The 15,271-nt window shown below is 74.4% G+C and carries 11 protein-coding genes; 2 read left to right on the forward strand and 9 right to left on the reverse strand.

Going from position 1 to position 15,271, the window contains the following annotated elements:
- The first annotated feature begins 440 nt into the window (after positions 1–440).
- On the forward strand, positions 441–1,172 hold the full coding sequence (locus KGD84_RS02480) for a response regulator transcription factor (protein WP_220564507.1): 732 nt from the start codon (positions 441–443) through the stop codon (positions 1,170–1,172).
- Positions 1,165–2,256, forward strand: a complete 1,092-nt coding sequence (locus KGD84_RS02485) for a sensor histidine kinase (RefSeq protein ID WP_220564508.1) — start codon at positions 1,165–1,167, stop codon at positions 2,254–2,256. Before KGD84_RS02480 ends, KGD84_RS02485 begins: the two co-directional genes overlap by 8 nt.
- Positions 2,257–2,286: 30 nt before the next feature.
- Here the strand turns inward: KGD84_RS02485 and KGD84_RS02490 are convergent, their stop codons facing one another.
- The 9 genes from KGD84_RS02490 to KGD84_RS02530 form a co-directional block, all read right to left on the reverse strand.
- Complete coding sequence (locus KGD84_RS02490; RefSeq protein WP_255646989.1) at positions 2,287–3,066, reverse strand: hypothetical protein; 780 nt, start codon at positions 3,064–3,066, stop codon at positions 2,287–2,289.
- Between the two features lie 140 nt (positions 3,067–3,206).
- Complete coding sequence (locus tag KGD84_RS02495) at positions 3,207–4,766, reverse strand: MFS transporter (protein WP_220564509.1); 1,560 nt, start codon at positions 4,764–4,766, stop codon at positions 3,207–3,209.
- Between the two features lie 181 nt (positions 4,767–4,947).
- Positions 4,948–6,711, reverse strand: coding sequence for an ankyrin repeat domain-containing protein (locus tag KGD84_RS02500; protein WP_220564510.1), 1,764 nt, complete (start codon positions 6,709–6,711; stop codon positions 4,948–4,950).
- Between the two features lie 137 nt (positions 6,712–6,848).
- Positions 6,849–7,022 carry a hypothetical protein gene (locus KGD84_RS02505; protein ID WP_220564511.1) on the reverse strand — a complete coding sequence of 58 codons (174 nt, stop codon included), beginning with the start codon at positions 7,020–7,022 and terminating at the stop codon, positions 6,849–6,851.
- Between the two features lie 247 nt (positions 7,023–7,269).
- Positions 7,270–8,970, reverse strand: a complete 1,701-nt coding sequence (locus KGD84_RS02510) for a hypothetical protein (protein ID WP_220564512.1) — start codon at positions 8,968–8,970, stop codon at positions 7,270–7,272.
- Between the two features lie 9 nt (positions 8,971–8,979).
- Positions 8,980–10,680: an ankyrin repeat domain-containing protein gene (locus tag KGD84_RS02515; protein WP_220564513.1), complete on the reverse strand. Its 1,701-nt coding sequence runs from the start codon at positions 10,678–10,680 to the stop codon at positions 8,980–8,982.
- A gap of 9 nt (positions 10,681–10,689) precedes the next feature.
- Positions 10,690–12,393: an ankyrin repeat domain-containing protein gene (locus KGD84_RS02520; protein ID WP_220564514.1), complete on the reverse strand. Its 1,704-nt coding sequence runs from the start codon at positions 12,391–12,393 to the stop codon at positions 10,690–10,692.
- Positions 12,390–14,132: an ankyrin repeat domain-containing protein gene (locus tag KGD84_RS02525; protein ID WP_220564515.1), complete on the reverse strand. Its 1,743-nt coding sequence runs from the start codon at positions 14,130–14,132 to the stop codon at positions 12,390–12,392. Before KGD84_RS02525 ends, KGD84_RS02520 begins: the two co-directional genes overlap by 4 nt.
- A complete protein-coding gene (locus KGD84_RS02530; RefSeq protein ID WP_220564516.1) occupies positions 14,129–15,265 on the reverse strand; it encodes a leucine-rich repeat domain-containing protein in 1,137 nt (378 codons plus the stop codon). Before KGD84_RS02530 ends, KGD84_RS02525 begins: the two co-directional genes overlap by 4 nt.
- Between the last annotated feature and the right edge of the window lie 6 nt (positions 15,266–15,271).

A 15,271-nucleotide genomic window follows, 5' to 3' on the forward strand; every position in this document is an offset into this window, starting at 1 on the left:
ACGCCCGGAGCGCGCCCGCGCTCCGGCCGCCGCCGTCCCTCGGGGCGTCCGTGTCCGGGGCGCCCGCGGCCGGGGTGTCCGACCGCGCGGCGTCCGCGCGTGCCGGTTCGTGTTCGATGTCGTTCACCGCTGCATCCTCGGGTCCTGGGCGGGGTCGGCGTACATGTCCGGGCGGCCGCGGCCGGCGGCCTCGGGGTGCGGCTCATAGTGCCAGGCCCCGTTCCGGTGGACCCGGCACGGTCCGTGCCCCACGCCGTGCCCGGACGGCCGGGCCGTCGCCGCCGAGGGGCCCGGCCGGAGACGGCCCGGCCGAAGCCGGGCGGGTCCGGGGGGCGCTGTCCGTGTTCGGGCCATGCCCCGAGTCAAGGCGGTGCGGTGTCGCCGGCGCGTATGCGGTTCCGGATACGCCGACGATATGCTCCGGCTCCTAACCTGGGGACATGCGAGTCTTGGTCGTCGAGGACGAGCCCTACCTGGCGGAGGCCATCCGCGACGGTCTGCGCCTGGCGGCGATCGCCGCGGACGTCGCCGGCGACGGCGACACGGCCCTGGAGCTGCTGGACGTCAACGCCTACGACATCGCCGTCCTGGACCGGGACGTCCCCGGGCCGTCCGGCGACGAGGTCGCCCGGCACATCGTCGCCTCCGGCAGCGGCATGCCGATCCTGATGCTCACCGCCGCCGACCGCCTCGACGACAAGGCCTCGGGGTTCGGGCTCGGCGCCGACGACTACCTGACGAAGCCGTTCGAAATGCGCGAGCTCGTGCTCCGCCTCAGGGCGCTCGACCGCAGGCGCGCCCACAGCAGGCCGCCGGTGCGGGAGATCGCGGGGCTGCGCCTGGACCCGTTCCGCCGCGAGGTCCACCGGGACGGCCACTACGTGGCGCTCACCCGCAAGCAGTTCGCGGTCCTCGACGTCCTCATGGCGGCGGAGGGCGGGGTCGTCAGCGCCGAGGCGCTGCTGGAGCGGGCGTGGGACGAGAACGCCGACCCGTTCACCAACGCGGTGCGCATCACGGTCTCGGCGCTGCGCAAGCGCCTGGGGGAGCCCTGGGTCATCGCCACCGTGCCGGGGGTGGGGTACCGCATCGACACGGGGACCGGGGGAGGGGACCGGGGCGCGGACCGGGGAGGCGGTGCGGAAGTCGGCGGGGGAGGGGCCCGTGGATAGGGCGCCGGGGCCGAGCGTCCGGCTCAGGCTCACCCTCACCTACGCCGGGTTCCTCATGGTCGCGGGCGCCCTGCTGCTCGCCACCGTGTGGGGGTTCCTGTTGCGCGACGTGCAGGTGGTGTCGCACGGGCCGGGCGACTTCACGCCCGTCAGCGCCGTGCTCCTGCGCTCCTACCTGCCGGCGACGGTCGGGGTGATGGCGTTCCTGCTGGTGTTCGGCCTGGTGGGAGGGTGGATCCTGGCCGGGCGCATGCTGGCGCCGCTGAGGCGGATCACCGACGCCACCCGGCTGGCGTCGGCCGGGTCGCTCTCCCACCGGATCCGGTTGCCGGGACGCGCGGACGAGTTCCGCGAACTCGCCGACGCCTTCGACTCCATGCTCGCGCGGATCGAGGCGCACGTCGCCGAGCAGCAGAGGTTCGCGGCCAACGCCTCGCACGAGCTGCGCACCCCGCTGGCGATCTCCAAGGCGCTCCTGGACGTGGCGCGCACCGACCCCGGCCGCGACCCCGGTGAGCTCGTCGACCGCCTCCACGTCGTCAACACCCGGGCGATCGACCTCACCGAGGCGCTGCTCGTGCTCGGCCGCGCCGACCGGCGGGCCTTCGCGCGGGAGCGGGTCGACCTGTCCCTGGTGGCGGAGGAGGCCGCCGAGACCCTGCTGCCCCTGGCGGAGAAGCGCAGGGTCTCCTTGGAGACCGACGGGGACATCGCCCCCGTGCTCGGCTCGCCCGCGCTCCTGCTGCTGCTGACCACGAACCTCGTCCAGAACGCGATCGTCCACAACCTCCCGGAGCACGGCGAGGTGCGGGTCCGCGCCGGGGCGAGTGCCGGGGGAGGGGTGGTGCTGACCGTCGAGAACACCGGCGATCGGCTCGCCCCGGAGCTGGTCGCGACCCTCACCGAGCCGTTCCGCCGGGGGACCGAGCGCGTTCACACCGACCACGCGGGTGTCGGGCTGGGGCTGGCCATCGTCCAGAGCATCGCCCGGGCGCACGACGGGGCGCTCACCCTCACGGCGCGGCCCGCGGGTGGCCTCCGCGCGGTCGTGGAATTCCCGGCGGAGGCCCGGCCCGGCTCCTGACGGGGGCCGGGCCGCAGGAGGGCGCGGCCCTCACTCCACGCGGGGGGCGGCGTCGCAGAGCAGGTCCAGCGCCGCCTGGGTGCGGCCCGCCTCGTCGAGCGTCTCCTGGACGTCCGGCTCCGCGGGCTTCACCTCGACCTCGAGGACGAGGTTGTCCATGCGGTGGAGGGCGTGGCCGGAGCCGTCCCGGGTGCCGGTGAGCGGGAACCCGACGCCCGGGCAGTCCGGCGACTCGGAGCCGTCCGACTCCGGGCGGGAGGAGTAGTAGTAGGCCTGGGCGGCCTCGGTGCCGTTCTCCTTGCTGAGCCCGTCGACCTCGCTGGTGAAGACGATGACGCGCAGGTCCACCTCGTGGCCGGAGGCGGCCCCCCACCCGGGGTGGACCACGCACTCCAGGCCCTCGGCACCGTACGCGTAGGAATGGTCCGCTTCGAAGATCTCCAGGTTCTCGCCGTTCCCGGCGATCTCGCTCGCGGCCTCGGTGTCCAGGACCGCGCAGGGGTCCTGCGGGGCGGAGTAGACGTCCTCCGGGCCGAACCAGCCGAGGTAGTAGGCGCCGCCGAACCCGATACCGGCCGTGGCGAGGAGGAGGAGCGTGCCGCAGCCGCAGCCGATCCAGGCGAGGGTCTTACCGACCGAGCTCTTCTTGGCGGGCGGCTGCCCGGGGTGGGGCTGCCCGGGGTGGCCCGGGGGAGGTCCCCCCTGCGGCTGCCCGGGGGGAGGGCCGGGGGGAGGGCCGGCGGGGGGTTGCGGGCCGGAGGGCCGGGGAGAGCGGGGGTCCTGCGGCCGAGGGGCGCCGTGTTCGTGCATGTGCGTACTTTAGCCAGGGCCGAGGGCGGTGGCCGGGGCCGTGTACGGCCTGTTCCGGCCACCGCAGCGTTCGGCGCACGCGGCACGCCTGTTCCCGAGCGCGGGAGCCCCCGGCCGGACGGCCGGGGGCGGGGGCGGGGTCAGACGGCCGGTTCGGCCGCGCCGTGTGCGGTGGGCCGCACCCGGCGCAGCAGGGCCACGGCCAGGACCGAGCCGACCGCCAGCGCCACCGCCCCCGCCACGGCTGCGGTGCGCATGCTGTCGGCGAACGCCTCCTGGGCGGCCTGTAGCACCGCGGCCGCCTGCGGACCGGTCAGCAGCTCGGACGCGGCCACGGCCCCGCCGATGGTGGCGCCCGCGTCCTGGGCCGCCCCGGCCGGCAGGCCCGGCGGCAGGGCGCCCTCCATCGAGGTGCGGTAGACGGCCGCGCCGATGCTGCCCAGCACGGCGATGCCCAGCGCGCCCCCCAGTTCGTTCCCGGTCTCCGACAGCGCCGAGGCCGCGCCCGCCCGCTCGGGCGGGGCCGCGCCGACGACGATGTCGGTGCCCAGCGCGCTCGCCGGCGCCAGGCCCACGGCGAACACCGCCGTCCCCGCCACCACCGCCGTCAGCCCCGCGGCCCCGTCGGCCGAGGCCAGGACCGCGAATCCGACGGCGGCCACGGCCAGGCCCGCGCCCATGACGAAGGCGGGCCGGATCCGGCGGGCGGCGACGGTGGCCAGGACCGTTCCCACGAGCATGGTGCCCACCATGGGCAGGGTCCACAGGCCCGCCCGGAACGGGGACATGTCCAGCACCATCTGGAGGTATTGGGCGACGAACAGGTTGATGCCCATCATCAGGCAGCTGCCCAGCGTCATCACGCCGATCGAGGTGGAGAAGGACCGGTCGGCGAACAGGCCGAGGTCCACCATGGGGCGTTCCAGCGTGCGCTGGCGGCGCACGAACACCGCGCCCACGGCCAGGCCCGCCGCGACCGCCAGCGCGGCCGTCCAGCCCGGGCCGTGGGCCGCCGCGTCCTTGATCCCGTAGACGACGGCCAGGACCGCGGTCAGCGACAGCAGCGCGCTGAGCGGGTCGGCCGGTCCGGGGTCGGAGGCGCGGTACTCGGGCAGCAGGACGGGGCCCAGCACGAGGAGCAGGCCCATGACCGGCACCGCCAGCAGGAACACCGAGCCCCACCAGAAGTGCTCCAGCAGCGCGCCCCCGGCCAGCGGGCCGATCGCGCCGCCCACCATGAAACCGGCCATCCACACCCCGATCGCCGCGGAGCGCTGGGCGGGGTCCTGGAACATGGTGCGGATCAGCGCCAGTGTGGACGGCATGAGGGTGGCGCCCGCCACGCCCAGGACGGCGCGGGCGGCGATGAGCGTGGCCGCGGTGGGCGCGTAGGCGGCCAGGATCGAGGCCGCGGCGAACACCACGGCCCCGGTCAGGAGGAGTCGGCGCCGCCCGATGCGGTCGCCCAGCGCGCCCATGGTGATGAGGAACCCGGCGATGAGGAAGCCGTAGACGTCGGTGATCCACAGCAGTTGGGCGGCGCTGGGGCGCAGGTCGGCGCTCAGGTGGGGGACGGCCAGGTGCAGGACCGTCAGGTCCATGGTGAGGAGCATGGTGGGCAGGGACAGGACGGCCAGTCCGGTCCACTCGCGTACGCCGGCCCGGGGCGGTGCCGCCAGGCCGGTCTGGGGGTGGGGCATGTGGGGCTCCTCTGGAGGCGGTGGGTCCTACCGGGAAGCATCAGGCCTCAACATTGATTGAGGTCAAGTGGATGCCGCCCTCCCCGCGGTCGGGGCTCCGGGCGCCCCGCGCCGTCCACCGCTGTGACCTCCCCGGAGACCGCGATGCCGGGGAGGGGCGTGCAGCCCGGCGTGACCGGTATCACGGGCCGCCGGTGGCCGGCGTGTCCCGCAGGGCGTCCAGCTCCTCGAACCAGTAGTCGAAGTAGTTCCCGCAGAACACCGGGCCCGGGGCCGGCGGGAAGCCGCCGAGATGCCGGGTCCGGGCCCCGGCGCGGACCAGCGAGCGGGCCGGCCCGGTCTTGGTGCCCTCCACCGCCGCGTAGTACAGCGGCGTGCGCCCGAGGTCGTCCTCGGTGTCCACGTCGAGTCCCGCCGCGAGCAGGCGAGGCAGCAGCACCTCGTGGTCGAGGAAGCGCAGGTGGTGCAGCAGCGTCCTCCCGGACGCGTCGCGGATCCCCGGCGCCCCGCCCCCGTCCAGGTACCGGACCACGGCGCCGGTGTCCCCGTGCCGCACCCGCTCGAACAGGTCGTCCCGGCGCCGCCGCAGCTCCCGGGGCAGCCGCCCCCTCCCGGACGTCCACGCCTCCGCGACGGCGAAGCACCCGCTGCTGCTCCCGCCGAGCCCCCGCAGGGACTCCTCACGCCGCCACTCCTCGTCGGTGTGCGGGACGTCCAGCCCGCCGTCGGCCGGTGCGACGGCGTGCCACTCGCCCCGGCAGCGGACGCGGACCGGGGTGCGGTCGGCGAAGGCGGGTTCCGGCGGTGCGCCGGGTACGCGGGCCGGGGCGATCGCCTCGCGGACCAGGGGGTGCAGCTCCTCGGGGGACATGCCGTCGCGGAGCACGTCGATGTCCGGCGGCCGCGTCCAGAACGCGTCGGGCAGCACCGGGAGCCCCGCCGAGAAGCCGTCGGCGAACTCCGTGAACGCGACCCGCACGGTGTCCCCGTCCAGCGAGGCCACCAGCGTCGTGTGCGTGTCGACGGGGAGCTGGAAGGCCGGCCCCAGGCCGGTCGCGGCCAGGTGGCGGACCTCCCGGGCCAGCCGGGCGAGCGACAGGGGCAGCCGGGCGGCGACCGCCACCGGATCCATCGCGGGCGGTCCCTCCCCTCCGGGGGCCGCGACCACCTTTTCGGCGAACCCGATCCCCGCGGCGGCGAAGGCCTCGACCACCCGTCCGGCCTGGTGCAGCCCGTCGATCCACTCGGCCCGCGCGACCGGGTCACCCGGCCCGGGGTCCCCGGAGGGCAGGTCCTTCCGCGGGGTGCCGTCGGGGTTCAGGAACGGAACGCGGCGCGCGTCCCCGCCCCAGCGCTCCCGCGCCCGGTCCGTGTGCCGGGAGTCCCACAGGTGCCGCGCGGTCTCCCAGACCTGCGGCAGCCCCCGCCAGTGGCCGGTGAGGGACGACTCGGCGGTGCGGGTGATGAACGGCCGCCCCTGCGGCGAGTACGCCAGGGCGGGGTCCGGCCGCCGGTCCTGGACGGCGAGCGTGGGCCGCTGGTCCCCGATGATGCGCGCGTCCCGGAGCCCGAGCGTCAGCCACGGCCCCTCGGGGCCGCCGGGGCGGGAGAGCAGGGCGTCGTGCCCGGGGATGATCAGCCCGACCCCCTTCCAGGACCGGGGGAGGTGCAGCCGCGCCAGGTCGGGGACGAGGTGGCGCAGGTCGTCCAGCAGCCGTTCGGTGAACTCGGAGCCGTGGGCCCGCCGCAGCGAGCCCGGGTCCAGGTCCACGTGCACTCCGGCGGCCGCGCAGGCACCGCGCCAGTCCCCGGCCAGCCGGCGTTCCTCCGCCCGTTCGATCGCCTCGCGCGGGACTCCGTACAGGCGGCCCTTGCGGAGTCCTGCCGCGCGCCACGGCTCGTGCGACGCCGACGGGCGCCGGTGTCGGGAAGGAAAGGTCTTCATGGCGGCCTCCAATGGCGGGGGGTTCGCTCCCCCCGGGAGACGCTCCCGGCGCCCGTCCGGTTCTCCGACCACCAGCCCCGGGCTCACCCCCAGGAGCCGGCGTCGCGCATGGGCGACGCCGGTACCCGTCTCCGTGCTCACGGGTCCGCCGGCGGGCCGCCCTCCTCACGCAGGGCCGCCAGGGCGCCCTGCTGTTCCGCCTCTATACGTGCGGTATCGGCGGCAGCGATCGTGTTCGCCTCAGGGGAGAGGAACCACGGGTCGAGCCGTTCGACCTCCGTCAGGATCTCCAGCCAATGGCGAGCCTTCACCCGCTACCGTCCTTTCCGTGCTCAAGGGCACCCTGTTCGTGACAGGGGCCTTGTCGCGATACCTGTCGCTCCACCGGTCGGGCATGCCGCCCGCGGCCAGGATCACCGCCCGCCGCGCAGCATAAGGGCGCCCGTACGCCCGGCTCAGGCGAACGGGGAAACCGGTCCGTGAGAGGTCTCCGCGGCCGCTTCCAGGAGACGCCTCCGGAGGGAGGTGTTCACGGCCTCCGTCCTGTTCAGCCGGGGGTCATGCCCAGTCCGGCCACTGCACCGGGCCGTGCGTCGCTCCGCCTTCCATGTCCAGCAGGGTCTTCTTCAGGTCGGGGTCGGCGTTCCACCTGCCGATGCGGTCCAGCGGGATCTCTCCGCTGAGGTCCTCGGCGCGGAAGTCCGCGCTGGCGGCGAGCAGGCGGGGGAGCAGCACCGCGTGGTCCAGCAGGGCAAGGTGGTGCTGCAGGGTCTGTCCGCCCGCGTTGCGGATGTTCGGGTCCCCGCCCTCGTCCAGGTACTGCAGGACGGCGTCGGTGTCGCCGTGCCCGACCCGCTCGAACAGGTCGTCCCGGCGTTCCCGCAGCGCCCGGGGCAGCCACCCGCCCCCGGTCGCCCAGGTCTCCCGGACGGCGTGACAACCGCTCGCGCGCCCGCCGAATGCCCGCAGGGAGGCCTCCCGGGTCTGCTCCGCTCCGTCGTGCGGGATCTTCAGGCCGGTCCGGGTGGGGGTGACCTCGTGCCATTCGCCCCGGCAGCGGATCCGCACCGGGGAACGGTCGGCGAAGGCGGGCTCCGGCGGCGTGCCGGGGACGTGTTCAGGGGCGATCGCCTCGCGGACCAGGGGGTGCAGCTCCTCGGGGGACATGCCGTCGCGGAGCACGTCGATGTCCGGCGGCCGCGCCCAGCACACCTCCGGAAGCACCGGCGTTTCCTCTGCGGTCTCCATGTCGAACTCGGCGAAACCGGCTCGTACGGTGTCCCCGGTCAGAACGAACAGCAGCCGGTGCTCCCCGCTGTAGGGGATGAAGAACTCGGTTCCCAGGCCCGCCAGGGAGAGCCGACGGAGTTCGCCGGGGATACGGGCGAGGGACAGCGGCAGCCGTGCGGCCGCCGCCACCGGGTCGATGGACCCGGCGCGCGTCTTCGACCACCGGCTTTCCGGTGCCGGCGCCGTCTCGGTGGCGAACTCGATCCCCGCGGCGGCGAACGCCTCGGTCACCTGCCCGGCCTGGTGCAGACCGTCGATCCACTCGGAGCGGGCGGCGGGGTCGGCGGGTTCCGATCCGGGCATCTCCTCCAAGGGGCGCGGGGCGCCGTCGGGGTTCAGGAACGGGGCCCGGTGGGAGCTCCCGCCCCAGCGCTCGCGGGCCTCGTGGACATACCTGATGTCCCACAGGTGCCGGGAGGTCTCCCAGACGTGGGGTATGTGCCCCCAATGGCCGACGGAGGGCGAGACATTGAAGCGCAGGTACGGCAACAGTTTCCCCTGCGGGGTATAGGAGAGCCAGTGCTCGGGCACCGGCCCCTCCGCTCGCAGTCCGAGGACGGGTCCGCGGATCCAGGGGTGGTAGCGGGCCCCTACCCCGAGCGTCAGCCAGGGGTTGTCGGGGCCGCCGGGGCGGGAGAGCAGTGCGGGCTGTTCCGGCAGGAGGAGTCCCAGTCCTTTCCAGGAGCGGGGCATGTGCAGTTTCGCCAGGTCGGGGACGAGGTGGTGGAGGTCGTCGAGCAGCCGTTCGGTGAACTCCGTGCCGTGCTCGTTGCGGATCGCGTCCAGGTCGAGTTCGACGTCGATCCCGGCGGCCGCGCAGGCGCCGCGCCAGTCTCCGGCCAACCGCCGCTCGGTGGCGCGGTCGATCGCCTGGTGTGAGATCCCGTAGCGTCGGCCCTTGCGCAGCCCGGCCGCGCGCCACGGCTCGTGCGAGGCCGACGGGCGCCGGTGTTCGGACGAGGTCTTCACGGCCACCTCCTAGAAGGGCGGGGAGTCACTGAACTCGGAGCCGTCCACACCAACCGGCCGTCCCGGGAACGGCAGCTCGGCCACCGCTCCTGCGGCCAGGAGTGCGCGCCCCACTGCGGTGTTCTCGCCGTTGTCACCGCGCAACCGCCCGCTGACGAAGCGGAGAGCCGCACGGCCATCGAGGTCCTCGGCATTCACATCCGCGCCCGCCTCCAACAGGCGGGGCAGCAGTACTCTGTGGTCCAACAGGGAGAGGTAGTGCAGCAGGGTCTGGCCGCCCGCACTACGAATGTGGGGGTCACCTTCCTCATCGAGATAACGGAGTACGGCGTCGGTGTCTCCGTGCCTCACGTGCTCGAACAGGTTGTCGCGGCGTCGCCGCAGTTCTCGTGGCAGCCGTCCGGCTCCGGTCGCCCAGGTCTCCCGGACGGCGAAGCACCCGCTGCTGCGTCCACCGAGCACTTTCAAGGACGCCTCGCGGAGAATCTCCTCGTCGCTGTGCGGAATCCTGATTCCGGTGCGGGTGGGGGTGACTTCGTGCCATTCGCCCCGGCAGCGGATCCGGGCCGGAGCACGGTCGACGAAGACGGGTGCGGGGGGTTCGCCGGGCGCATGCCCGGGAGCGACTGCGGCTCGTACCAGGGGATGGAGTTCATCGGGGCTCATCCCGTCCCGGAGCACGTCGATGTCGGGCGGACGTGTCCAGCACACTTCGGGCATGGCGGTGATCTCCGACGTGTCAACGTCGAGATCGACGAAGCCCGCCCGCACGACGCCTCCGTCCATCGAGAACACCACCAGGAAGTCCTTGTCGTAGGGGATCTGGAAGCGGTCGCCGAGCCCGGCTGCGGTGAGCCGTCGGAGTTCGCCGGGGATGCGGGCGGGGGAGAAGGGCAGGTGCGCCGCGGCCTCCATCGGTACCGGGCCGGCGTCGAACCGGATCCCTGCGGCGGCGAACGCCTCGACCACCTGCCCGGCCTGGTGCAGGCCGTCGATCCACTCGGCGCGGGCGACCGGGTCTCCGGCCCCGGGATCTTCAGTCGGCAACTCCTCCAGGGCGCGCGGTCCACCGGCGGGGTTCAGGAAGGGGATGCGGCGGGCGTCGCCGCCCCAGCGCTCGCGTGCCTCATGGACGTGCCTGATGTCCCACAGGTGCCGGGACGTCTCCCATACGTGAGGAACACCTTCCCAGTGCGCGGTCGTGGACGACAGGTTGTAGCGGTGGAGTGCAGGATATTCATACCTGCCGGCTTCCAGATAGTGCCCGGGATGGGTCTCGGCCGGCTCAACCGTCAGGGCGGGTCTGCGGCTCCTGCGTGCGTACCAGGGCTCGACCTTGAGCGTCAGCCAGGGGCCGTTGGGGCCGCCGGGGCGGGAGAGCAGTGCGGGCTGCTCCGGCAGGAGGAGTCCCAGTCCTTTCCAGGAGCGGGGCATGTGCAGTTTCGCCAGGTCGGGGACCAGGTGGTGAAGGTCGTCCAGCAGCCGTTCGGTGAACTCCGTGCCGTACTCGTTGCGTACCGCGTCCAGGTCGAGTTCGACGTCGACTCCGGCGGCCGCGCAGGCACCGCGCCAGTCTCCGGCCAGGCGGCGTTCGGTGGCGCGGTCGATCGCCTGGTGTGAGATCCCGTAGCGTCGGCCCTTGCGCAGCCCGGCCGCGCGCCACGGCTCGTGCGAGGCCGACGGGCGCCGGTGTTCGGACGAGGTCTTCACGGCCACCTCTTAGAAGGGCGGATCATCACTGGATCCCGCCGAAGCACGGAGGAGCCATGCCTGGAACTCCTCCGGGTCCTTCGCCACTGCACCGGCGGCCACGAGTGTTTTCCTCGCGACGGTGTCCTCTCGAAGACCACCGGCGACCTGATCGAATACATCGAGAGGCGTACGACCGTCGCGATCCTCGGCGTTCACATCCGCCCCTGCCTCCAACAAGCGCGGCAGCAGTACCTCATGGTTCAGAAAGGCGAGATGGTGCAGTAGCGCCCGGCCCTTCCCATCACGGATGTCGGGGTCGCCTCCCCTGTCGAGGTAGTGAAGCACAGCGTGGGTATCCCTCTGCCTCACCCACCCGAACAGGTCGTCGCGCCGTTTCCGCAGGGCCTGGGGCAACCGTCCTTCGCCGGTGGACCAGGCTTCCCGGACGGCGAAGCAGCCGGTGCTGTTGCCGCCGAGTGCCCGTAGGGACGCTTCGCGGTTCGTCTCCTCGTCGTCGTGCGGGATCCGCAGCCCGACGCGTGACGGGATGACCTCGTGCCATTCGCCCCGGCAGCGCACTCGGACCGGGGAACGGTCGGCGAAGGCGGGTTCCGGCGGTGCGCCGGGGACGTGGTCCGGAGCGATCGCCTCGCGGACCAGGGGGTGGAGTTCGTCGGGTGGCATCCCGTCGCGCAGCACGTCGACGTCCGGCGGCCGCGCCCAGCACACCTCGGACAAGGCCGGTATCCCCGACGCCGTGTCGAGGTCGAATTCGGCGAACTCCACTCGCACGGTGTCCTTCTCCAGGGCAAGGAGGACCGTGGTGAGCTTGTCGTAGGGGATCTGGAAGCGGTCGCCGAGCCCGGCTGCGGTGAGCCGTCGGAGTTCGCCGGGGATACGGGCGGGGGAGAAGGGCAGCCGTGCGGCGACCTCCACCGATACCGGACCGGGGTCGAACCCGATCCCCGCGGCGGCGAACGCCTCGACCACCTGCCCGGCCTGGTGCAGGCCGTCGATCCACTCGGTCCGGGAGGGCCGATCACCGAGTCCGGGATCCTCGACGGGCAGTTCATCCGGGGCGCGTGGGGTACCGTCCGGGTTCAGGAACGGAACACGCTGGGCGTCGCCGCCCCAGCGCTCACGCATCTCGTGGACGTGCCGGGCGTCCCACAGATGCCGGGAGGTCTCCCAGACATGGGGGAGTCCCGCCCAGTGCGCGGTGAAGGACGAGATTTTCCAACGGTCCAGGGCCGGTTGTTCCCGCATCGGATGATGAGGGTTGTAGTCGGGCACGGCGCCCATCCGTCCCACCTTGAGGACGGGTCCGCGGATCCAGGGGTGGTAGCGGGCCCCTACCCCGAGCGTCAGCCAGGGGTTGTCGGGGCCGCCGGGGCGGGAGAGCAGTGCGGGCTGCTCTGGCAGGAGGAGTCCCAGTCCTTTCCAGGAGCGGGGCATGTGCAGTTTCGCCAGGTCGGGGACGAGGTGGTGGAGGTCGTCGAGCAGCCGTTCGGTGAACTCTATGCCGTGCTCGTTGCGGATCGCGTCCAGGTCGAGTTCGACGTCGATCCCGGCGGCCGCGCAGGCGCCGCGCCAGTCTCCGGCCAACCGCCGCTCGGTGGCGCGGTCGATCGCCTGGTGTGAGATCCCGTAGCGTCGGCCCTTGCGCAGCCCGGCCGCGCGCCACGGCTCGTGCGAGGCCGACGGGCGCCGGCGCCCGTCGGCCCCGCTCACCCCTCCTCCAGCAGGCTCTCCCAGTCCTGCCCCGCGATGCCCCTCTCCTCGGAGTCCTCGCCGGAGCGCTGGTCGATCACATCCACCAGGTCGTCGCCGTTCCCGATGTCCTCGGTCCGCGCGCCCGCCTCCACCAGGGCGAGCGCGAGTTCGGCGGTCCCGCTGCCGGCCACCGCGTAGAACAGCGGCGTGCGCTCCTCCGGGTCGGCGGCGTCCAGGTCCGCGCCCGCCTTGAGCAGGCGCGGCAGCACCGCCTCGTGGTCGACCATGGAGAGGTGGTGCAGCAGGGTCCTCCCGTTGCGGTCGCGCAGGTTCGGGTCGCCGCCCGCGTCCAGGTACCGCAGGACCGCGTCGGTGTCGCCGTGCCGGGCCCGCTCGAACAGCTCGTCGCGGGGCTCCCGCAGCCTGCGGGGCAGCCGCCCCTGCCCGGTGCTCCACGCGTCGCGCGCGGCGAAGCAGCCGCCGCTCGCGCCGCCCAGCGCCCGCAGCGCCGTCTCGCGCTCCAGCTCCTCCGCGGTGTGCGGGATGTCCAGGCCGTCGCCGGCGGGGGTCACCGTGTGCCACTCCCCGTCGCGGCAGCGCACCCGGACGGGGCCGAACCCCTCGGGATCGAACCCCGCAGGCCCGGGCCGCCGGTCGGCGGGCGGACGCGCCGGGGCGAGGGCCTCGCGGACCAGCGGGTGCAGCTCCTCGGGGGACATGCCGTCGCGGAGCACGTCGACGTCCGGCGGCCGGGTCCAGCACACCTCCGGGAGCACCGGGGGCTCGTCGTCCTCCCAGAGCAGGTACTCCTCGATCCCCAGCCGCGGGGCGTCCCCCTCCAGGTTCAGGATCACCGACTCGTGGATGGTGAGCGGGATCCGGAACCGCGTGCCGAACCCGGCGTCGGCCAGCCTGCGCGCCTCGCCGAGCAGCCGCGCCGGGGAGAACGGCAGCTGCGCCGCCACCTCCACGGGGTCGGCCGGGTCGCCCCAGTCCAGTTCCGCCGGGGCGGTGTCGAGGACGATCCCCGCGGCCGCGAAGGCCGCGACCGCCTCCCCCGCCTGGTGCAGGCCGTCGATCCACTCGGTCCGGGCCGCGGGGTCGCCGGGCCCGGGGTCCCCCGTCGGGAGCTCCCCGGCGGCGCGGAGCGTCCCGTCGGCGTTCAGGAACGGCGCGCGGTCGGGTCCCCCGCCCCAGCGCTCACGCATCTCGTGGACGTGCCGGGAGTCCCACAGGTGCCGGGAGATCTCCCACACGTGGGCGGCGCCCGACCAGTGCGCCGCGTAGGGGACCCGGTTGGAGCGCGGCAGGAACCCCCGCAGGAACACCTCCTCCACCGCCAGCACCAACCGCTGGTCCCCGTGGATCTTCCAGCCCCGCGGCCGCAGCGTCAGCCACGGCCCCTCGTCCCCGCCCGGGCGCGACAGCAGGACGGCCTGCTTGGGGACCAGCGTGCCCGACCCGCTCCAGAACCGGGGCATGTGCAGCCGCGCCAGGTCCGGGACCAGGTGGTGCAGGTCGTCCAGCAGCCGGTCGGCGAACTCGGAGCCGTGCTGGTCGCGCAGGTCGTCGATCTCGACGTCGAGGAGGGTCTCCACCCCCGCGGCCTCGCAGGCGCCCTCCCAGTCCCCGGCCAGGCGCCGCTCGGTGGCGCGGTCGATCATTTCGCGCGAGATCCCGTAGCGCCGGCCCTTGCGCAGCCCCGCCGCCCGCATCGGCCGGTGGGACACCGAGCGGGAGAGGTCCGAAGGCGTCACCGGTACAGGCTCGCGATCGCGCGCATGTCCTCGTGCACCCGGCGGGCCGGGCGCAGGTGCCCGGCGATCGTCCGCTTGGTGCGGCGCGGCAGGCCCGGACCGAGCCCCGCGTACTCCATGCGGCCGCTGCGGGCCACCGCCTCCGACAGCGCACGCGCGGCCGGGTAGCCGAACCCGGTGTGGCGCACCTCCAGGCGGCGCAGCGGGCTGGCGGGGATCGCCTCGGCCAGCGCCGTCACACCCGCGTCGCCCAGCTCGTTGGACGGCGCGCCCAGCGCCCGCTGCGAGGGCGGGCGGCCCAGGTCGAGCGCTTCGATGCCGCCCAGCGCCTCGGCCAGGGCGATCGCGCCGTCGGCGCCGATGCCGTTGCCGCCCAGGCCCAGGGTGACCGGCCGGTCCAGCCCGGCGACGGCGGCGGCGATGGTCCGCGCGCCCGCGTCGCCCAGGTGGTTGGCGGGCGCGTACAGCTCCCGCACCCCGGCCTCGCACAGGAACGCGGCCAGCAGGTCCGCGGTGTCCGGGCCCAGCCCGTTGCCGCCCAGGAACAGCCGCTCCAGCGGGGCCTCCCGCCCGGCCAGCGCGTCCAGGAGGGCGCGCAGACCGTCGGCGGTGACCCCGGTGTTCACCAGGTCCAGGGAGCGCAGGCGGCCGTTGGCGGCCAGGGCCCCGGCGACCGCCCGGGCACCTTCGTCGCCCACGGGGTTGCGCTTGAGCCACAGGGCCCGCACGGTGTCGTCCCCGGCGAGCCGGTCGGCCAGGGCGGCGGCGCCGTCCGCGCCGATCCGGTTGCAGCCCAGGTAGAGGGTCTGGAGCCCGTGCCCGTCGGCGAGGGAGCCGGCCAGCACGCGGGCACCCTCGGAGCCGATGGCGTTGGTGCCCAGCAGCAGGTGGGCGGCGTGCGGGGAGGCCGCGGCCGCGGGGATCACCCGCCGCGCCCCGGCCAGGCCCAGGCCCTGCTTGCACAGGTCCACCCGGCCGTCGGGGCGCAGGGTCCCCAGCGGGAAGGTCTCGTCGGCCGTCACGGGGGCCGGGTCGGCCAGCCGGGCCAGCAGCGGCTCCAGGCCGGCGGGGTCCGCCAGAGGCAGGTCGGGGTGCTCGATGGCGGGGCAGCGTACGGGCGTCTTGTCGGTCATCACCAT

The organism is Nocardiopsis changdeensis, from assembly GCF_018316655.1.
GTDB classification, from domain to species: domain Bacteria; phylum Actinomycetota; class Actinomycetes; order Streptosporangiales; family Streptosporangiaceae; genus Nocardiopsis; species Nocardiopsis changdeensis.

Excerpts from the sequence above, each read along its gene's own strand:
- KGD84_RS02480 (WP_220564507.1), top strand. The coding sequence starts at position 441 with ATGCGAGTCTTGGTCGTCGAGGACGAGCCCTACCTGGCGGAGGCCATC.
- KGD84_RS02490 (WP_255646989.1), bottom strand. The coding sequence starts at position 3,066 with ATGCACGAACACGGCGCCCCTCGGCCGCAGGACCCCCGCTCTCCCCGG.
- KGD84_RS02495 (WP_220564509.1), bottom strand. The coding sequence starts at position 4,766 with ATGCCCCACCCCCAGACCGGCCTGGCGGCACCGCCCCGGGCCGGCGTA.
- KGD84_RS02500 (WP_220564510.1), bottom strand. The coding sequence starts at position 6,711 with ATGAAGACCTTTCCTTCCCGACACCGGCGCCCGTCGGCGTCGCACGAG.
- KGD84_RS02530 (WP_220564516.1), bottom strand. The coding sequence starts at position 15,265 with ATGACCGACAAGACGCCCGTACGCTGCCCCGCCATCGAGCACCCCGAC.